The sequence below is a fragment of the Halorubrum sp. BV1 genome (assembly GCF_000746205.1).
Taxonomy (GTDB): domain Archaea; phylum Halobacteriota; class Halobacteria; order Halobacteriales; family Haloferacaceae; genus Halorubrum.
Genome location: NZ_JQKV01000001.1, coordinates 259,211 through 276,308, shown reverse-complemented (window position 1 = coordinate 276,308; position 17,098 = coordinate 259,211). Strand labels below are relative to the sequence as shown.

General features: G+C 68.0%; 20 protein-coding genes and 1 tRNA gene. 12 read left to right on the top strand and 9 right to left on the bottom strand.

Annotated features, from left to right (window positions below; genetic code table 11):
• Nucleotides 1-50: 50 nt before the first annotated feature.
• The 6 genes from EP28_RS01375 to EP28_RS01350 all read left to right on the top strand — a co-directional run bounded on the left by EP28_RS01375 (nucleotide 51) and on the right by EP28_RS01350 (nucleotide 3,506).
• Nucleotides 51-1,049, top strand: coding sequence for a phosphate signaling complex PhoU family protein (locus EP28_RS01375; RefSeq protein WP_049982217.1), 999 nt, complete (start codon nucleotides 51-53; stop codon nucleotides 1,047-1,049).
• Nucleotides 1,050-1,110: 61 nt separating this feature from the next.
• Nucleotides 1,111-1,494, top strand: coding sequence for a DUF7971 family protein (locus EP28_RS01370; RefSeq protein ID WP_049982216.1), 384 nt, complete (start codon nucleotides 1,111-1,113; stop codon nucleotides 1,492-1,494).
• A gap of 80 nt (nucleotides 1,495-1,574) precedes the next feature.
• Nucleotides 1,575-1,856 carry a ubiquitin-like small modifier protein 1 gene (locus EP28_RS01365; RefSeq protein WP_049982215.1) on the top strand — a complete coding sequence of 94 codons (282 nt, stop codon included), beginning with the start codon at nucleotides 1,575-1,577 and terminating at the stop codon, nucleotides 1,854-1,856.
• Nucleotides 1,853-2,233: a MoaD-like domain-containing protein gene (locus tag EP28_RS01360; RefSeq protein WP_049982214.1), complete on the top strand. Its 381-nt coding sequence runs from the start codon at nucleotides 1,853-1,855 to the stop codon at nucleotides 2,231-2,233. The genes EP28_RS01365 and EP28_RS01360 overlap by 4 nt, the downstream gene beginning before the upstream one ends.
• Nucleotides 2,233-2,691, top strand: a complete 459-nt coding sequence (locus EP28_RS01355) for a DUF8048 family protein (RefSeq protein ID WP_394297585.1) — start codon at nucleotides 2,233-2,235, stop codon at nucleotides 2,689-2,691. Before EP28_RS01360 ends, EP28_RS01355 begins: the two co-directional genes overlap by 1 nt.
• A 98-nt stretch (nucleotides 2,692-2,789) precedes the next feature.
• Nucleotides 2,790-3,506, top strand: a complete 717-nt coding sequence (locus tag EP28_RS01350) for a fumarylacetoacetate hydrolase family protein (RefSeq protein WP_049982213.1) — start codon at nucleotides 2,790-2,792, stop codon at nucleotides 3,504-3,506.
• A 54-nt stretch (nucleotides 3,507-3,560) separates the two neighbouring features.
• Here EP28_RS01350 and EP28_RS01345 read toward each other — a convergent pair whose 3' ends face one another.
• The 4 genes from EP28_RS01345 to EP28_RS01330 form a co-directional block, all read right to left on the bottom strand.
• Entirely contained in the window at nucleotides 3,561-4,472 is a 912-nt protein-coding gene (locus tag EP28_RS01345) for a bifunctional methylenetetrahydrofolate dehydrogenase/methenyltetrahydrofolate cyclohydrolase (protein ID WP_049982212.1), read from the bottom strand.
• 147 nt (nucleotides 4,473-4,619) lie between these two features.
• Complete coding sequence (locus EP28_RS01340) at nucleotides 4,620-6,623, bottom strand: AMP-binding protein (protein ID WP_049982211.1); 2,004 nt, start codon at nucleotides 6,621-6,623, stop codon at nucleotides 4,620-4,622.
• A gap of 87 nt (nucleotides 6,624-6,710) precedes the next feature.
• Complete coding sequence (locus tag EP28_RS01335; protein WP_049982210.1) at nucleotides 6,711-7,145, bottom strand: universal stress protein; 435 nt, start codon at nucleotides 7,143-7,145, stop codon at nucleotides 6,711-6,713.
• Nucleotides 7,146-7,303: 158 nt separating this feature from the next.
• Nucleotides 7,304-8,257: a transcription initiation factor IIB gene (locus EP28_RS01330; protein ID WP_049982209.1), complete on the bottom strand. Its 954-nt coding sequence runs from the start codon at nucleotides 8,255-8,257 to the stop codon at nucleotides 7,304-7,306.
• 352 nt (nucleotides 8,258-8,609) lie between these two features.
• On the opposite strand from EP28_RS01330, the gene EP28_RS13955 reads away from it, so the two are divergent.
• Together EP28_RS13955 and EP28_RS01325 are read left to right on the top strand one after the other, a co-directional pair.
• Nucleotides 8,610-8,750, top strand: coding sequence for a hypothetical protein (locus EP28_RS13955; RefSeq protein ID WP_155118398.1), 141 nt, complete (start codon nucleotides 8,610-8,612; stop codon nucleotides 8,748-8,750).
• Entirely contained in the window at nucleotides 8,747-9,370 is a 624-nt protein-coding gene (locus EP28_RS01325) for an METTL5 family protein (protein ID WP_049982208.1), read from the top strand. The genes EP28_RS13955 and EP28_RS01325 overlap by 4 nt, the downstream gene beginning before the upstream one ends.
• Nucleotides 9,371-9,402: 32 nt before the next feature.
• Here the strand turns inward: EP28_RS01325 and EP28_RS01320 are convergent, their stop codons facing one another.
• The 3 genes from EP28_RS01320 to idi all read right to left on the bottom strand — a co-directional run bounded on the left by EP28_RS01320 (nucleotide 9,403) and on the right by idi (nucleotide 12,835).
• Nucleotides 9,403-11,199 carry a rhomboid family intramembrane serine protease gene (locus EP28_RS01320; RefSeq protein WP_049982207.1) on the bottom strand — a complete coding sequence of 599 codons (1,797 nt, stop codon included), beginning with the start codon at nucleotides 11,197-11,199 and terminating at the stop codon, nucleotides 9,403-9,405.
• Nucleotides 11,200-11,324: 125 nt separating this feature from the next.
• Nucleotides 11,325-12,080, bottom strand: coding sequence for a DUF2064 domain-containing protein (locus EP28_RS01315; RefSeq protein ID WP_049982206.1), 756 nt, complete (start codon nucleotides 12,078-12,080; stop codon nucleotides 11,325-11,327).
• Between the two features lie 113 nt (nucleotides 12,081-12,193).
• Nucleotides 12,194-12,835: an isopentenyl-diphosphate Delta-isomerase gene (gene idi / locus EP28_RS01310; protein WP_049982205.1), complete on the bottom strand. Its 642-nt coding sequence runs from the start codon at nucleotides 12,833-12,835 to the stop codon at nucleotides 12,194-12,196.
• 125 nt (nucleotides 12,836-12,960) lie between these two features.
• On the opposite strand from idi, the gene EP28_RS01305 reads away from it, so the two are divergent.
• Complete coding sequence (locus EP28_RS01305) at nucleotides 12,961-14,388, top strand: ATP-binding protein (RefSeq protein ID WP_049982204.1); 1,428 nt, start codon at nucleotides 12,961-12,963, stop codon at nucleotides 14,386-14,388.
• Nucleotides 14,389-14,517: 129 nt separating this feature from the next.
• On the opposite strand, the gene EP28_RS01300 is transcribed toward EP28_RS01305, so the two are convergent.
• Nucleotides 14,518-15,099 (bottom strand): class I SAM-dependent methyltransferase, encoded by a 582-nt coding sequence (locus EP28_RS01300; protein ID WP_049982203.1) that lies wholly within the window; start codon nucleotides 15,097-15,099, stop codon nucleotides 14,518-14,520.
• Between the two features lie 171 nt (nucleotides 15,100-15,270).
• Here EP28_RS01300 and EP28_RS01295 point away from each other — a divergent pair, with 171 nt between their 5' ends.
• On the top strand, nucleotides 15,271-15,864 hold the full coding sequence (locus EP28_RS01295) for a GNAT family N-acetyltransferase (RefSeq protein WP_049982202.1): 594 nt from the start codon (nucleotides 15,271-15,273) through the stop codon (nucleotides 15,862-15,864).
• Between the two features lie 119 nt (nucleotides 15,865-15,983).
• Here EP28_RS01295 and EP28_RS01290 read toward each other — a convergent pair.
• Nucleotides 15,984-16,054: transfer RNA gene (locus EP28_RS01290), tRNA-Gly, on the bottom strand.
• A gap of 200 nt (nucleotides 16,055-16,254) precedes the next feature.
• Between EP28_RS01290 and EP28_RS01285 the strand changes: the two genes are divergently transcribed.
• Both EP28_RS01285 and EP28_RS01280 read left to right on the top strand, forming a co-directional pair.
• Nucleotides 16,255-16,779, top strand: coding sequence for a DoxX family protein (locus EP28_RS01285; RefSeq protein ID WP_049982796.1), 525 nt, complete (start codon nucleotides 16,255-16,257; stop codon nucleotides 16,777-16,779).
• Nucleotides 16,780-16,792: 13 nt separating this feature from the next.
• Nucleotides 16,793-17,083: a hypothetical protein gene (locus tag EP28_RS01280; protein ID WP_049982201.1), complete on the top strand. Its 291-nt coding sequence runs from the start codon at nucleotides 16,793-16,795 to the stop codon at nucleotides 17,081-17,083.
• The last annotated feature ends 15 nt before the right edge of the window (nucleotides 17,084-17,098 follow it).

The following is a 17,098-nucleotide window of genomic DNA, read 5'->3' as shown; positions in this document are numbered from 1 at the left end:
AGTATATATCGTAAGACAGATTTATAGTGAATAGACAGATAGTGGGATGTATGGAGACGAGGAAGGTGCAGGTCACCGGCGGCTCGACGTACACGGTCTCGATTCCGAAGACGTGGGCGACCGACAACGACGTCGAGGCCGGAACCGAAATCGAGTTCCACCCGGACGGTGACTCGCTGTTTCTCACGCCGCGGTCCGAGTCGGAGCGAACTCGCGGGACGCTCGATATCTCGGATCTGTCTGGACAGGCGCTCGCTCGGGCCGTGACGACCATGTACGTCAGCGGATTCGACACCATCGAGCTGACGAGCCAAGACATCACCACAGAGCAGCGGTCGATGATCCGGGACGCGGTACAGAGCCTCGTCGGACTAGAGGTGCTAGAGGAGACGCGTGACACGGTCGTTATCCAAGACCTCCTCGATTCCTCAGAGCTGTCGATCCACAACGCGGTCACGCGCATGCGGCTGATCTCGCTTTCGATGCTCGAAGACGCGATCGCCGCGCTCTCAGACCACGACCACGACCTCGCCCGCGACGTGATCGGCCGCGACGACGATCTCGACCGGCTGTGGCTCGTCGTCTCACGGATCTTCCGGGCGACGCTTCGCACGCCGAAGGCCGTGAAAGAACTCGGACTCCCGCGTGAGGCGTGTTTCGACTACCACTCCAGCGCCCGGCAACTGGAGCGGATCGGCGACCACGCGACGAAGATCGCACACCTAACGTTGAACATCGAAGACCCGCTTCCCGACGACGTCGTCGACGCCGTCGACGACCTCCACGCGGACGCCGTCGAGGTGATAGACACAGCCATGGACGCGCTGTTCGACGAGGACAGCGAATCGGCCACACGGCGCGCGAACGAGGCTCGGACGGGCGTCAGAGCGATCGACGAGCGCGTGCGCGCCATCGACGAACTGCTCCGAGATCTCGACCCGGCCCGCGCCCAACTGCTCGGGCTCGTCGTGGACTCGGTGCTCCGGTCGGCCGACTACGGCGGAAACATCGCGGAGACGGCCCTCCAGAAGGCGGCTCCGACGCCGTGATCGAGAGGGAGGCGGCGGCCGATTCGCGTGGGTTTTTCACCGTTCCGACCAACGGCGAAGTATGCCACAGATCGACCTCGGCGTACCGAAGGGCGTCGTCGAGTCGCTGCCCGACGAGGACGGAACCGCAGAACGCGACATGCGCAGGGCGATAGCCGGCATCCAGTCGCGGCTGAACCAAGAGATCGAGGGACACGACGCCGCGGCGGCGGCCGAGGTCGTCGCCGACGCCGTAGAGCGCATGGAACAACAGGCGAGCACGTACCACGAGTTCGTTCCGGAACTGCGCGCGTGGGGGCAATCGCCCATCTACGCGATCGCGTGGCGAAACCTCTACGTCGAACTGATCGGCCAGCTGTACGACCACGAGTGGCTCGGCGACGACCTCGACCGCGAGCGGAACTTCCGGCTCGTCGAAGACGGGATCCGTCTCTCCGACCTGTAGCGGCCGCGGATACCGCTCCCGGACCTGTAGCGCTCTCCGCTGCCGCCCGTTTTTAAGCCGTCGCGTCCCGATGTTGGTACATGGAGATCGAACTGCGATTTTTCGCCACGTTTCGCGAGGCCGCCGGCGGGAAGACCGTCGAGGAGTCGTTCGCTGATGGCTCGACCGTCGGCGAGGTGTTACGCGAGTTAGAAGCGGAGTACGAGGGGATGGCCGGTCGACTGATCGTCGACGGCGAGTTGGCCCCGCAGATCAACGTCCTAAAGAACGGACGAGAGGTGCTGCACCTCGACGGCCTCGACACGTCGCTTGCCGACGGCGACAGGCTCTCCGTGTTCCCGCCTGTCGCGGGTGGCGTATGACCGGCTCGGCCGGAGGGACGGGCGAGACGGACGGGCTCGACGCCGACGACACCGACGACGCGGACGACGCCGACGAAGCCGCCCCGACCGCGGAGCCGGGATGGGAGCGCGAGACGGTCGCGTACCGCGGTATCTCGCGGCGGCTCGCCGCCCATTACCTCGTCAATCTCGGCGGCGAACTCGTCGGAACTGACGACCCCGCCGAGGCGACCCGAGTCGACGGCGACGGCTGGCGCGCGACGCTTCGTGCAGACCGCGTCACCGCCGCCGGCTCGATCGCGCTCACCGAGGTGACCGCCGAGTTCGCCGGCGACCCGGACGCCCTCGCCGAACTGCTTCCCGCGTACCGCAAGAAGGCGATGCGGGCCGGCGGGTGATGTCCGGCGACGAGGGGGCGGAGCGACCGGGCGAGGGGGGCGGGATGGACGGACGAAGAGACGGCGGCGCGTCGGCGGACTCCTACCCAATCGAGGGGGCGGCGCTCGTCACGTCGGCCGCGCTGGCGAGCGTTCCCGCGTCGCGGCTCCCCGAACTACTCGCGCGCGTGCAGGCCGACCTCGGTCCGCGGATCGACGCGTACCGGCGGCGGTACGAGCGGATCGCCGCCGACGCGGACCGCGAGGCGTTCCTCGTCGAGCCGGATCACTGGGAGTCGATCGCCGAGCGGTTGGGCCTCGACGACCGCGAGCGCGACGCCGTCGTTCGGGCGCACGAGGCCGCCGTCGTCCGTGTCGGCGGAGACGGTCGGACTCGCGAGGAGTTCGAGACCGCGCTGGAGATCCGCTCCGGCGTCGTTATCGGGGCCGGAGAGGACGCGCGGGCGGGAGACGAGTGACGAGGGAAGCGTCGGGGCCGACGGGTGGAGCGTCAGTCCGGGGACGCGAACGCGGCCGTCACCGACGCCTTTTCACGCCCCCGGAGCGACGTGCGGGCATGCGACTCGCACGCCTGCTCACGCCCGACGGACCGGTGTCCGGACGCTACGAGGACGGGACGATCGTCGCCGAAGAGGGCCGCTACGAGGTCGGTCGCGACGGCCGCCTGCTCCCGCCGTGTGACCCGAGCGCGCTCTACTGCGTCGGTCGGAACTACGTCGAGACGCTTGATCAGATGGAGTACGAGCGCCCCGAGGAGCCGGACTTCTTCATCAAGCCGCCGACGAGCCTGCTCGCGCACGGCGAGGCGATCCGCTACCCCGACTGGACGGACGAACTGACCTACGCCGGCGAGCTCGTCGCCGTGATAGACGAGCGGTGTCGTGACCTCGACCCCGAGGACGTGCCGGACGTCGTCCGCGGATACACGATCATGAACGACGTCGACGCGCTCGACCAGCAGGGACGGACCGCGCGCAAGGCGTTCGACGGATCGGGACCGCTCGGTCCGTGGATCGAGACCGACGTGGACCCGACGAACCTCGACATCTCGACCACGGTCGGCGGCGAACTGCGGCAGGACGCCAACACCGAACTGATGTTGTTCGGCCCCCACGAGATCGTCGCGTACCTCTCGGAGCGGTTCACGTTCGAACCCGGCGACTGCGTCGCGTTCGGGAGCCCGGCGAACCCCGGCTTAGTCGAGCCTGGCGAGACGGTCGAGATAACGTATGAGGGCGTGGGAACGCTGTCGAACCGCGTCGTCGAGCCGTAGCTCGGATACGACGTCCGAAGCCGGCTCGGCTGAACCGGCTCAGCCGAAACCGGCTCAGTCGAGGTCGAGGTCGACGCCGTGTTGTAACCCGGCCGCCTTCACCGTGTTGTACAACAGCATCGCGCGCGTCATCGGACCGACGCCGCCGGGAACCGGCGTTATCGCGCCCGCGACCTCGCTCGCGGAGTCGTAGTCGACGTCGCCGACGAGCGCGTACCCCTTCTCCGTGTCCGCGTCGACGCGGTTGATACCGACGTCGATCACGGTCGCGCCGGGCTTGATCATCGAGCCGTCGACGAACTCCGGGATCCCCGCGGCCGCGATCACCAGATCTGCGTCGGCCAGCTTCCCCTCCAAGTCCTCGGTGCGCGAGTGACAGACGGTCGTGGTGGCGTTGCCGACCGGCGACTTCTGTATCAGGAGGTTCGCCATCGGCTTCCCGACGATGTCCGAGCGACCGACGACGACCGCGTCGGCCCCCTCGGTCTCCACGTCGTACGCGTCGAGCAGCTTCTGCACCCCGTGCGGGGTGCAGGGCTTGAACCGGGCGTCGCCGGCGACGAGCCGCCCGACGTTCTCAGGATGGAACCCGTCAACATCCTTCTCGGGGTTGATCTGGCGCAGCACGCTCCGCTTGTCGACGTGGTCCGGGACGGGAAGCTGAACGAGGATGCCGTGGACGTCCTCTCTCCGGTTCAACTCGTCGATGGTGTCGTACAGCTCGTCGGCGGGAGCGTCGGCGTCGATCTCGACGTGTATCCCCTCGATCCCGACCTCCTCGCAGTCGCGCTGTTTCATCGACACGTACGTCTCGCTCGCGGGATCGTCGCTCATCAGCACGGTGGCGAGCCCCGGTGTCACGCCGGCTGCGTCGAGCGTCTCGACGTGGCCCGCGACCGCCTCGCGCACGTCGGAAGCGACGGCGTTTCCGTCGATGATCTCGGCTTCGTCGATGGACTCGGTCATACCGAACCGACGCCGAGGTGATATAAAAACTACGCGGGATCGTGCGTATATGCCATTTTCACGTCATCGATATGTTCGAGAACGTGGATCGGAACGTAGTGATACGACCCGGTTGGACCGGATGTGCCGGCGTGGCTGCGGGAATGTTCAGCGTCCGTCGGCCCCGCCGTCGTCGGCCTCGTCTGCGGAGTCACCGTCGTCGACCCCGTCTGCGGAGTCACCGTCGTCTCCGGACGCGTCCGTGACACCGCCGCCGTCGCTCGCTCGCTCGGTGTCGCCCGCGCTATCGGCTCCGTCTCCATCTCCGTCTCCGTCCTCGTCGCCCCGGGTGCTCTCCGATCCGCCTCCGTCCGTCTCACGGTCGTCGGCCGACCCGCCGGCGCGGTCATCGCCCTCCGCGTCGGTCGCGCTCGCTTCCGGCCGGCGTCCGGCGTCGCTCCCTGACTCCGGGGGCTCTGCCGGGTCAGCCGGTTCGAATCCCGCGGTCTCTAGTTCGGCTTCCGGTCCGTCCCGCGGGTCGTAGCCGCGCTCCCGGAGCGTCTCTCTGACCGCCGCCCTGTCGACGGTCCCCGAAACCGTCCGCGGGAGCTCCTCGGCGTACGCGATCGTCTTCGGGATCTTGAATCCGGCGAGTCGCGTCCGAAGGACCGAGAGGAGCCGCTCGTCGTCCACGGTCGCCGGTCCGCCCGCGCCGGCTGCCGGCGCGCGCTCGGCGTCGTGGTCGTCCTCGTCGGTCGAAGCGTCTCCGACAGTGTCGCCGTCGTCACTCTCGGAAGCGACATCGTCGGTTGGGGCGCTGACGACCTCGGGCTCGGCGACGAGCAGCGCGGCGACGCGTTCGCCCCACACGTCGTCGTCGAGGCCGACGACGGCCGCCTCGTCGATCCCCGGAACGGCGTGGAGCGCGTCGAGCACCTCGCCGGGTTCGACGTTCTCGCCGCCCGTGATGATCCGATCGTCGAGACGGTTGAGCACGTACAGGAACCCGTCGTCGTCGATGCGGCCGACGTCTCCGGTGTGTAACCCGTAGTCGCCGAACGCCGAACGATCAAGCCGCGTCGGATCGTCGGGAGCGACGTATCCCGGGGTGATCGTCGGCCCGTCGACGACGATTTCGCCCGTCTCTCCCGAGTCGACCGGCGTTCCGTCCTCGTCGACGATCGTCACGCTGGTGCCGAACAGAGGGCGACCCACGGTCCCGAGCCGACCCGCCGTCTGCGTCGGCGTCGCGGTGGCGATCTGCGACGCGGACTCGGTCATCCCGTACGTCGGGTACGCCGGCACCGAGTAGTCGCGACACCGTTCGAGCAGGTCGTCAGGGGCGGGCGCGCCGCCGAGAAGCACGGCGCGGAGCGAGTCCGAGAGCGTCCCGCGCCTGTCGAGCATCTGCGTGAGCATCGTCGGGACGAGCGACACGCCGGTCACGTCGTAGGCGTCGATGTCGTCCGCTGTCTCGCCGGGCCGGAACCGCTCGCGAAGCACGAGTGTCGTCCCGTACAGCACCGAGCGGTACACCGGTGCGAGCCCGCCCATGTGGTGTAACGACAGAGAGACGAGCCACCGGTCGTCTGGTTCCATGCCGAGCCTAAACGCGGACGCGACGGCAGAGCTGTACACGTTTCCGGCAGTGAGCGGCACGCCCTTCGGCTCACCCGTCGTGCCGGAGGTGAAAAGCAGACAGAGGTGATCGGAGATCCCCCACTCGACCGGGTCGACCGGCTCCGGTTCGACGGCGTGAACGGCCTCGACGGCGTCGTTCGTGGGTTCATCAACCGAGTACACCGGCGTATCCGGGACGTCGTCGACCGCGGCACACGCGGCGTCCTCCGTCGGCTCCGCACAGACGACGGCCGACAGGTCGGTCTGCTCGACGCGCTCGCGCAACTCGTGTCCGGTGAGGTCCGGCCCGAGCGGGACGAACGTCGCGCCGATTCGCATCGCCGCGTGGACGAGCCCGACCGTTCCGACGTACGGCGGCGTGAGCACTCCGACCCGGTCGCCCTCGGCGATGCCACGCGCGACGAGCCGGCCCGCCGTCTCGGAGACCAAGCGGTCGAGATCGGTGTACGTCCACGACTCGCCGTCTTCGGCCCGAACGAGTGCCGTCTCGTCTGGCGAGGAGACGACGCGGTGAGACAGCCAGTCCCGCATGGGGATCACCGCGTTCTGTGACGGACCGAGCCCGATCGTCCGGTAGACTCGCGGCGAGCGAGACTCGCCGCCGATCGCGTTGGGAAGCTACTCATCCGCTGGCTGTCGAACGGTCAGTACGGGGACATCCGCGGTCCGAACGACCCGCTCCGTGACGCTGCCGAGGAGGTATCGGTCGAGTCCCTTCCGACCGTGGGTACCCATGACGATCATGTCGATATCGTTTGAGTCCACGTAGTCGCGGATAGACTGGTAGGCGGTTCCCGTAGCGACGGTCGTCTCGCAGTCGACGTCGGCTTCCGCCGCGGCGTCGGCGACGCGGTCCGTCGCCTCCGTGCCCTCCTCTTCGAGCGCCTCGACGACGAGTTCCGCGCCGGCTTCGAGCGAGGAGTACGCGCTCCCGTCGACCACGTAGAGCGCGTGAACTCGCGCGTCGTACTGCGCAGCGAGATCGAGCGCGTGTTCGATCGCCGCGTCGGACGCTGGACTGCCGTCGGTCGGAACGAGGATCTGCGAATACATTTCAATCGACGGTACGGCCGAAGTGATTAAAAACCCGATCACCGGGGGCCGCGACGAGGTGACCTCGCCGGGATTCGTGACGCGGCGACCGCACCGGGAGCCAGACAGGGCGACCGCACCGAGGGGCAAGACGGGGCAACCGCATCGGTGCCGGCCGCCTACCTGAATCCCATCGCTTCGATCTGCTCTTGATACCGGTTTCGGATGGTGACTTCCGTCACTTGCGCGACGTCTGCGACCTCGCGTTGGGTCTTCTTCTCGTTGCACAGAAGCGACGCGGCGTAGATCGCCGCGGCGGCGAATCCGGTCGGGGATTTCCCCGAGAGCAGTCCCTGTTCTGCGGAGACGTCGATGATCTCCGTCGCCTTCGACTGGACCTCCTCGGAGAGCTGGAGCGCGGAGGCGAACCGGGGGACGAACTGCTTGGGGTCGACGGGTTTCAGTTCCAAGCCGAGCTCCTGTGAGATGTACCGGTACGTCCGGCCGATCTCCTTTTGCGGGACGCGAGAGACGTCTGCGACCTCGTCGAGCGAGCGGGGGATCCCCTCCTGACGACAGGCGGCGTAGAGGGCGGCGGTCGAGACGCCTTCGATGGAGCGGCCGCGGATCAGGTCCTCGTTCAACGCGCGGCGGTAGATCACCGAGGCCACCTCGCGCACGGAACGCGGCACGCCGAGCGCGCTCGCCATCCGGTCGATCTCAGAGAGCGCAAACTGGAGGTTCCGCTCGCCCGCGTCCTTCGTTCGGATCCGCTCTTGCCACTTGCGCAGCCGGTGCATCTGCGACCGCTTCTCCGAGGAGAGCGACCGCCCGTACGCGTCTTTGTCCTTCCAGTCTATCGTCGTCGTCAGCCCCTTGTCGTGCATCGTCTCCGTGATCGGCGCGCCGACGCGCGACTTCGACTGCCGCTCCGAGTGGTTGAACGCCCGCCACTCCGGGCCGCGGTCGATGTTCTGTTCGTCGAGCACCAGCCCGCAGTCCTCACAGACGAGCTCTTGGTCGGCGTCGGTGACGATCTCCGTCGAGTCACACTCCGGACACGAGAGGGTCTCCTCGTCCGACTCTCGCTCCGTGTCCCGCTCCTGTTGGCGCTGACGGCTCGGACGTTCCATTATAAGGTTTCTGGTTATTGCCGCATTTAAGTCTTTGTCCGAACGAGCGAGCTCGCCTCGTCGTCACGCCGTCTGTTATCCCGACCGATCACGCGACTGCGACGCCACGATGGCCGTTTCGGGCACCGACAGCGCAGTGTCCCAGTTCCGTGATGCCCCGCGAGCGCCGCACGCCGAACACGAAACGTGACCGTCGGTCGCGGACGGAATCTGCCGTCGTCGTCCGTCCCTCCGACCTCTGTTCGCGTCGACGTGCACAATGCATCGCGGCGTCGACGACCGGCTTACGGCCGAGTGTATTACTTTTGAACATTCACGAACTGTTTTATATTACTCTCTCGTGCGTCGCAGTATGTACGCGACTGGAACCGACGACGTCGACGATGGCGGCGATATCCGGCATCCGTTGCCGGCCGCGGAGGGACGCGGTTCGGGGCGACCAGAGGGGCCAGCCGCCGCCGTGTCGGCGGTGCGGACGACGCCCGACAGATGACGTCGAAACGCTCGCTCGCAGCCAAGCTAGGCGTCGTCACGGGATTCGAGAACCCTCAAGCGGCCCTCGAACAGTATCCGACGCCACCGGAGCTGGCCGCCCACGTCGTTCACCTCGCAGACCTCCACGACGACATCGACGGGCGGACCGTCCTCGATCTCGGCACCGGAACGGGGATGTTCGCGCTCGCTGCGGCCCTCCGCGGTCCCGCCCGCGTGATCGGCGTCGAACTCGACCGAGAAGCGCTGACGACCGCGACAGAGAACGACCGTCGCGTCGCGGCGAGCGCTCCCGTCCACTGGATTCAGGCCGACGCGACTCGGCTCCCGCTCACGGTACCCGATCCCGTCACCGTCGTGATGAACCCGCCGTTCGGCGCACAGGACGGAAACCGAAACGCCGACCGCGGCTTCCTTTCGACCGCGAGCCGCATCGCGGACGTCTCCTACTCGGTTCACAACGCCGGGAGCCGAGAGTTCGTCGAGGCGTTCGCGGCCGACGAGGGCGGCGAGGTGACGCACGCGTTCGCGGCCGACTTCGCGATCGACGCCCAGTTCGACCACCACACCGAGACCTCCCGCGAGATCGACGCCGAGGTGTACCGGATCGAGTGGCGCTGACGAGACTGTTCGTCCGCGGTGCGTTCGCCCCTCTACTGCCGGCCTTCGTACCGCTCCTGTCGGGCGACGAGTATCCGCGTCTCGCCCCGTTCGGCGTACACGCGAGTCTCCTCCCGCACGAACGAGATCCCCCGGACCCTGACCGACTCGTTTCTCGCGGGCAGCGGTGCGGTCTCCGTCCATCCGTCGTGACCAACCCGGAGTTCGAACCCGCCGTCGACCGCCGCTACGAGGATCTGACGTCCGTCGAGGTGCCCCTCCACACGGGCCGGAGCGCCGACAAACAGGGTCGAGCGTGTCTCGTTCCGAACCGCGTCGACCCGGTACGTCGGTCCCCCGCCGGCCGCGACCCACCCGGTCCGCTGGACCCAGACGGTCTCGCGCCAGCCTGTCCCGCCTACGTCGACGGCGCGGTAGCCCCAGAACGCCAGATTCCCCCGTGAGACAGCTGTGGTCCATATCTCTCGGTCGGGGTTCGCGACGATCACCCCCGAAGTGTTCACCGACGTCGACCGCCCGAACGCCTTGACGTCGACGGCGCTCACGAGCCGATTCTCGACGGTTTCAGCGTAGGTGATCTGGTACCCGTCGACCTCGATCGGATCGCCCGGCAGGTCGTCGCCGCCGTCGACGGCCACGAGGTTCGGGAGAACGGCCGGCCCGGCGACGGCGGCGAGCGCGGCGAGGAGACAGAGCAGGCCGACCGCGGCCGGCGTCGCTGACCGGACGGCGTCTCGAACCGTCTCGGGGTGAGAGACGGCACGACCCGGCCATATCGGCTCGTCGCGTCCGGCGGCCGCGACCGCGACGACGCCCGCGAGCACGGCGAGTAACCCGAGGCCGAGCGCGCGGTACAGCTCGAACCGCTCGTTCCCGAGGTACCAGTACACAGCCCAGAGCCGGCGCGATGCGCCGAACAGCAGAACGCCGCCGAACGCGGCGAGCGCGGCGACCCCGGACCGATCGGCGTCGGTGGGGACGCGGGAGCCGGTGTCCCGACCGGAGACCGGGGCAGAACCGTGCTCGCGTCGCCGGCGGACGAGCCACACCGCGGCGAGTGCCCCGACGATCAGCCCGAGTGCGTGGCCCTGCACGGCGACGTTCGCCCACCCCGGCGGGCCGTACGAGCCGGTCGCCTCGCCGACCGCCACCGGACTGCGGAGCGTCCAGTAGGCGACGCTCGCGAGCGTCGGTCCGGTCAGCGCCGCCAGCGAGCGGACCGGGTAGTGGACCAGCGCGAACCCCCAGAGCGCGAAGACGGCCGTCGAGAAGCCGATCACCGGACCGAGCGCGAAAAGCGACGAGAGCACCGCGAACCCGAGTATCGCGCCCGGAACGACGACGAACGCGCGAACGTACGGGTTCGAGACGAGCGGCCCGTCGCGCGCGGACGCGTCGAGGAGGTTGTCCGCGATGGAGGCGGTGCGGCGGCGGTCCCGACCGCCCGGCGCGTGACCATACGCGTACTCGGCGATGCTTCCCGCGACGAGCGCAGAAAATAGGTTGCCGGTGAGGTGTCCCAGTCCGGAGTGTGCGAGCCCGGCCCAGAAGAGCCCCTCGGCGTAAAAGTACGACCACGACCGGAACGGGATCGTGACTGGACGATAGGGGTTTGAGATCCCGTCCTGGACGAACAGGTAGACTCCGACGACGACCGCGATCGAGACGAGCGTGCCCCACGGGACGCCGTAGAGGAACCGCGTTCGCAGCGCGCGCGTCCACGCGCCATCGGGCCGATCGACCGCGTACACGGCAAGCACCGCGACAGCGACGAGCGTGAGCCCGACGCCGAGGTGCGCGGCGTCCGAGAACGCCACCCCAGTCACCATGTCGTGTAGCGAACGGGCGTCGGCATATCAATCCGCGGGTGGGCCGGACGTCGACCCACCGCGAGAGCGTCTGACCCGCCGCCCGGCCGTCGCCGCGCACGGCCCGCTCGCTCGTTCACGCTCGCTTACTCGCGTACGACGCGCGCCTCACCGTCCCCGACGACCACGTCGAGCCCGTGCTCGTGGACGAACGCGGCGGTGTAGTCGGGCACGACCCGCTGGGCGGTGAACCGCGCGCGCAACACGGGTAGCGCGTCGAGCAGGTCGTCGCCGTCGACCATCGACGGCGAGGGCTCGACGAACTCGACGTCGAGGCCGGCGTCGCGTCCACGGGCCGCGAGCGTCGGGAGACTGGGCGCGTCGAACGCCCCCTCGAAGTCGATCGGCTCGGTGAACCCCGCGTAGTAGGTCCGACCGCGGGTCGAGGGACCGAGCACGACCTCGTTCGTCCGGAGCTTCATCGCGGCCGAGTCGACGAGGGTGCGCGACAGCAGCGGCGCTTGCGGCGTGACGACCGCGACGGAGTCGGCGTTCTCCTCGCGCAGAAGGTGCGTGACGGTGTTTCCGGCGCGCGCGCCGAACGACGAGCCGACCTGTCGCTCGAAGCGGACGTCGCCGGTGCCGCCGAGCGTGTCGGCGACAAGCGTTCGGAGTTCGGCCTCGGGAGTCGTGTCGGTGCGGTGCTCGGCCGACAGGTCGTCATCGTCCGGGTAGTTGACGAGGAGGTCGCCGCCGGAGCGGTCGACCGCGAGCACGGCGTCGCGGAACAACGCCTCGTACAGTTCTGCGGCCTCGGCGGTCGACAGCGGAGTCGACTCCGCGAGCCCGGTCGCGACGAGCCCCTCGCGGGGCGGATTCGCCAGCACGACGACGACGGTCATGTCTCGAAAGAAATCGCTCGCGCGCCTTCAACTCGCCGTTTCGGTCGCGGAGTCACCCGATCCGAACGCGGACGGGAACGACCGCGGATCATCGCGGACGGGAACGACCCGACTCAGGCGAAGTCGCGCCGCATCGCGATCTCGAACCACGGGCACAGCCGCAGCTGGCGGTACAGCGCCGGGTTCTCGTGGAGGTGTTCGTAATCGACCCACAGCATCCCGCCGATCTCCTCGTCGTCGGGGTCGAGATCGGTGTCCGAAAGCGTGACCTTCAACACCGCACAGACCTCCCACTCGACGCCCTCGTGGGGGTAGTACCGCTTGTACTCGAACTTATCAGTCATTCGGAGGTCGTCGTACTGATCCGGCGTGATGCCCAGTTCCTCTTCGAGCCGCTGTGCGGTCGCGTCCTCCTGAGACTGTCCCTCGACGGGATGGGAGGCGACGGTGCCATCCCAGTGGCCGTCCCAGAGCCGCTTCGTCGGCGCGCGCTGGGCGAGCAGGATGCGCCCGTCGGTGTCGAACACGAGGCAGGTGAACGCGCGGTGTCGTATCCCGTCGCCGGTGTGGGCGTCGAGCCGATTCACGGTTCCCTGTTCGACGTCGTCGGGGTCGACGGCGATCACGTCCTGGTTCGCGTTCTCGTGGGCCGGTGCGGCGTCTGCCGCGTCGGGGTCGTCTCCGGCGGTGTCACCGCCGTCGTCTAGTGCGGCTCCACCGACGTTCTCGGCGTCGCCCGCGTCCTCGGAGCTCATGCTACACCGGTCTCTCACCAGGGATAATAAGCGTTCGATACGGCGGGTGGTGGCGGCGAAGGAGTTCCCGAACGGGCGAGCGCAGTTCGACGCGCTTAACCGCGTCCCGAGGCTACTTCGCGCGGATGAGTGATCCGGCGCTCGACGTCGTCGAGTTCGTGTTGACGACGCACCTCTACACCGAGAACCGCGATCTCGACGAAAACGACCTGCCACCCAGGTTCCGTCAAGTGTTCTGGTCCGACGACGCGGCCGAGGACGCACCGGGCGGCGTCGAGCGACCAATAAAGGCGACCGACGGGGTGACGCGCACCGCCACCGGGGTCGACCACCCGTGGGAGGCCGTCTCTGAACTGCTTTTCACCCAGCGGACCGACTTCTCCGGGGAGATATCCCTGACCCAGCCGGAGATGGCGCTGGAGTGGTACATCGACCACGCGGACGAGGACCGCATCGGAGCCAACCCGACGATCGTCGCCGCACTCGACGACGCGGACGACCTCGACGCGCCCGTGTCCCACGAGGAGTCCCGGGACAACGTGCGCCCGGTGCAGGCCGACCGCGTCTGGATCGACGCCTTACTCGACGAGTACTTCGACGAGGAGGAGGACGCCGAGATGCTCGACCTGGTCAACGTCCGCGCGCCAGAGGAGATCGAGACGACGCTCGACGACCTCGTGCTCACCGGCGACCAGGAGGGCGAGATCCAGAAGATCGTGAAAGCGATCGAACACCGCGAGTACCTCGCGAGCATCGGGCTCCGCGAGATCGGCAAGCTGCTTTTCGTCGGTCCTCCCGGAACCGGGAAAACGACGATCTCTCGCGCGCTCGCACACGAGCTCGGGCTCCCGTTCGTCGAGGTCAAGCTCTCGATGATAACGAGCCAGTACCTCGGCGAGACGGCGAAAAACGTCGAGAAAACCTTCGAGGTCGCAAAGCGGCTCTCGCCGTGTATCCTCTTCATCGACGAGTTCGACTCGGTCGCGAAGACCCGCCGCTCGGACGAGCACGCCGCCCTGAAACGCGCCGTCAACACCCTGCTCAAGTCGATCGACGAGGTGTCTCTGATCCGCGACGAGGTCCTGTTGATCGGGGCGACGAACCACCCGGATCAGCTCGACGCCGCGGCGTGGCGGCGGTTCGACGAGATCGTCAATTTCCCCAAACCCGATCGCGACATGCGCGCCGACATCCTCCGCGTGGTGACCAAAGAGATGCAGATCGCCGACTTCGACCCCGAGGAGGTCGCCGACCGGACCGGCGGGCTCACCGGCTCGGACCTTCGGATGGTGCTTCGCGAGGCCGTCCTCGGCGCACTCACCGAAGACCGGATGACGATCACTCAGGAGGACGTGATGGCGGCCGTCGAGGACTTCGAGGAGCGCGATAACCTGAAGAACATGGACATGATCGACGGCGAGGGCGCGGAGGTGCTCGGCGAGACGGGATCCAACGAGAGCGACTCGGACGGCCACGACGAGCCGAGCGAGGACGGCGCGCATAATCACGACCACGATCACGATCACGCCGCGCACGGACCCTCGCAGGACTGAGCCGCGACGGCGCGCCGCTGCCTCTGATAGTTGAAGGCTGCCAATACCCGACTGAAGACCCGTCTCACTGCGCGTGACGGAACCTGCGTCCCCGTCGCTGGCATCGGACAGTCTTGCGGCTCGGAACGGTCACGCCTCCCGCTTGACGCCCGCGACGGTGTAGCCGAATCCCCGGTCGACGACCCGTGGGTCGAGCCCCGCATCCGCGAGGTCGTCGGCGAGATCACCCGGAGCGCGGAACCGCGACGCCATCCCGACCGCGTGTTCGGCGGCGGCGAGCCCCCGGCCGAGCGGGTGCGTCGGGTCGAACTCGCGGATCACGATTACGCCGCCCGGCGCGAGGACGCGAGCCGCTTCGCGAAGCGCCGCGTCGTGGTCTGGCAAGTGGTGAACGGCGTCGACGATCGTGACCGCGTCGACGATCGCGTCGCGGACCGGGAGCCGTCCGGCGTCACCGACCGCAGTCGACAGTCCGCGCCGGCCGCGAGCGCGTGCGAGCATCTCGCGAGAGGCGTCGACGACGCAGACGTCGGGACCGGACAGCGCGGCCGCGGCACGGCCGGAACCGCCGCCGACGTCGAGCAGGCGCTCTATCGGTCGCGTCGCGTGGTCGAGCCCGTCCGCCAGCGCCTCGCCGTCCGCCGGCGGCATCGCGAGGTCGTACAGCGGAGCCAATCGATCGAAGAACCGAACGTCGCCGAGTCCGTGCATGCCTCGGTTCGGGGTTCCGTCCCTAAACCGTCTCCCCCGCGTCCGTCCGACACTCACCTCGCACTCGCCCGACACTCACCTCGCACTCGCCCGACACTCACCTCGCACTCGCCCGACACTCGCCCCGCGGCTCCCCCGCCGCATATATAGGGTCGCGGCGTACCGGCCGGCATGGAGTTCGCGCTCGTCGGCGCACCCGGGTCTGGTGTCACGCTCCGGCTCGACTACCGGGCGTTCGCGTACGCCGGGAAGTTCGTCCTCGGCGACCCGGGGAAGGCGGTGTTGCGGACCGCAGACGGCTCGCCGGCGGTTCCGGAGTGGGAGGCGGACGAGCCGCTGTCCCCGGCGGTCGACGAGAGCGCGTTCGACGCCGACGTGGTCGCCGCCGTCTCGTTTTCGCCGGACCGCACCGATCCGAAGTGCTGTCGGCTCCGGTACGTCACCGTCCACGTCGCGCGGCGCGGCGAGGGGCTCGGGCCGCGGCTGATAGACCGGACCGTCGACCGGCTCGCGAGCGAGGGGTTCGACCGGGTGATGATCGCGGTCAACAACCCGTTCGCGTACGCGGCGCTTCACAAGTGCGGCTTCGCGTACACGGGCGAGCAGACCGGGATCGCGGAGCTGGAGTTGGCCCGCCCGGTCGACGCACCGGCCAGCGACGATCCCGACCGGTACCGCGCGGGACTCCGGGTGTTCCGCGAGGGCGACCGCGACCTCGACCCGGTCGAAGAGGAGTTCATCGCGGACCGGCTGGAGGGCGGGTAACGAGAGCGGTTCTCTCGGCTCATCTCGGTGATTTCTCGAACGAAGTGAGAGAAATGCGCCGGCCGGGACTCCCGTGAACGCAGTGAGTGGGAGTACGGGCGGCGCGCGACCGAAGGGAGTGCGCCGGCCGGGATTTGAACCCGGGCCATGAGCTTGGAAGGCTCAGGTCCTACCACTAGACCACCGGCGCGCGTCTACACGTAGGCAGAACTGTTCTGATAAACGTTCCGTGTTCTCGACGCCGTCTTCCACTCGTCGCCCGCAATCAAACATAAAGCACCACAGTATCGCGGGCCGTTCCAACGCGCTTAGAACGGTTTTCAGACGCGTAGAACCGTTCTGGGTATCTATAGGTGTACGCATCCAACGTGCACCTGTGAGGTGACGACGATGTCATATCAAACAAGCAATCCCTTGGTCGGAGATGTCGAGTTCGCCCTGGACGGTCCATGGGCGACGTACTGGATCGCGTTCCTGCGCGTCGTCACCGGCTGGTGGTTCTTCCACTCCGGGATCACGAAGGTGCTCGAGGACGGGCTCTCGTACACCTACGGGACCGCGTATATGCAGGAGATGTCGGGCACGGCGCTCGGCGGGATCCCGGTCTGGATGGGCAACAACCTCGCGTGGCTCATCGAACCGGGCGTGCCCCTGTTCGAGACCCTGATCGGACTCGCGCTAATCTTCGGCGCGTTCACCCGCCTGGCCGCCTTCGGCGGGGTGATCTTCATGGTCCTGTTCTGGCTCGGCAACGCCGAGTTCGGGCACGGGCTCGTCAACAGCGACCTCATGGGTCTGCTGTTGTTCATAACGATGATCGCGCTCGCGGCCGGTCGGTACTACGGGCTCGACGCGGTCATCGAGCGGCTCGACGTCGTCGAACAGCATCCCAAGCTCCGATACCTGCTCGGCTGAGCGGTGATCACCAATGACAAACACAACCATAATCGACAAAGCGGCGATGGCGCTGAGTGCGGGACTCATGCTGCTCGGCATCGTCGGCATGGGGATAGTCGAGATCCTCGCCGGCCAGCCGTACAGCCCGGTCCCGATGACTAACGAGGCGGGCGAGGTCGTGGCGATGCCCCTCATCTCCCCGCAGCTCCGGACCGGCGTCGTGCTGGCCGGGATCGCGGTGCTCGGGCTGTATGCGCTCTACAAGATCGTGGCCCCGATGCCCGAAGACGGGCGGGCCGGCCACGAGACCATCGCGGACTGAGCCCGTCGCTACTCT

Excerpts from the sequence above, each read along its gene's own strand:
- EP28_RS01315 (WP_049982206.1), bottom strand. The coding sequence starts at position 12,080 with ATGACCGTCGTCGTCGTGCTGGCGAATCCGCCCCGCGAGGGGCTCGTC.
- EP28_RS01305 (WP_049982204.1), top strand. The coding sequence starts at position 12,961 with ATGAGTGATCCGGCGCTCGACGTCGTCGAGTTCGTGTTGACGACGCAC.
- EP28_RS01365 (WP_049982215.1), top strand. The coding sequence starts at position 1,575 with ATGGAGATCGAACTGCGATTTTTCGCCACGTTTCGCGAGGCCGCCGGC.
- EP28_RS01375 (WP_049982217.1), top strand. The coding sequence starts at position 51 with ATGGAGACGAGGAAGGTGCAGGTCACCGGCGGCTCGACGTACACGGTC.
- EP28_RS01300 (WP_049982203.1), bottom strand. The coding sequence starts at position 15,099 with ATGCACGGACTCGGCGACGTTCGGTTCTTCGATCGATTGGCTCCGCTG.
- EP28_RS01325 (WP_049982208.1), top strand. The coding sequence starts at position 8,747 with ATGACGTCGAAACGCTCGCTCGCAGCCAAGCTAGGCGTCGTCACGGGA.
- EP28_RS01360 (WP_049982214.1), top strand. The coding sequence starts at position 1,853 with ATGACCGGCTCGGCCGGAGGGACGGGCGAGACGGACGGGCTCGACGCC.
- EP28_RS01280 (WP_049982201.1), top strand. The coding sequence starts at position 16,793 with ATGACAAACACAACCATAATCGACAAAGCGGCGATGGCGCTGAGTGCG.
- EP28_RS01350 (WP_049982213.1), top strand. The coding sequence starts at position 2,790 with ATGCGACTCGCACGCCTGCTCACGCCCGACGGACCGGTGTCCGGACGC.
- EP28_RS01340 (WP_049982211.1), bottom strand. The coding sequence starts at position 6,623 with ATGCGGGACTGGCTGTCTCACCGCGTCGTCTCCTCGCCAGACGAGACG.
- EP28_RS01355 (WP_394297585.1), top strand. The coding sequence starts at position 2,233 with ATGTCCGGCGACGAGGGGGCGGAGCGACCGGGCGAGGGGGGCGGGATG.
- EP28_RS01320 (WP_049982207.1), bottom strand. The coding sequence starts at position 11,199 with ATGGTGACTGGGGTGGCGTTCTCGGACGCCGCGCACCTCGGCGTCGGG.
- EP28_RS13955 (WP_155118398.1), top strand. The coding sequence starts at position 8,610 with ATGTACGCGACTGGAACCGACGACGTCGACGATGGCGGCGATATCCGG.
- EP28_RS01330 (WP_049982209.1), bottom strand. The coding sequence starts at position 8,257 with ATGGAACGTCCGAGCCGTCAGCGCCAACAGGAGCGGGACACGGAGCGA.
- idi (WP_049982205.1), bottom strand. The coding sequence starts at position 12,835 with ATGAGCTCCGAGGACGCGGGCGACGCCGAGAACGTCGGTGGAGCCGCA.
- EP28_RS01370 (WP_049982216.1), top strand. The coding sequence starts at position 1,111 with ATGCCACAGATCGACCTCGGCGTACCGAAGGGCGTCGTCGAGTCGCTG.
- EP28_RS01335 (WP_049982210.1), bottom strand. The coding sequence starts at position 7,145 with ATGTATTCGCAGATCCTCGTTCCGACCGACGGCAGTCCAGCGTCCGAC.
- EP28_RS01285 (WP_049982796.1), top strand. The coding sequence starts at position 16,255 with ATGTCATATCAAACAAGCAATCCCTTGGTCGGAGATGTCGAGTTCGCC.
- EP28_RS01345 (WP_049982212.1), bottom strand. The coding sequence starts at position 4,472 with ATGACCGAGTCCATCGACGAAGCCGAGATCATCGACGGAAACGCCGTC.
- EP28_RS01295 (WP_049982202.1), top strand. The coding sequence starts at position 15,271 with ATGGAGTTCGCGCTCGTCGGCGCACCCGGGTCTGGTGTCACGCTCCGG.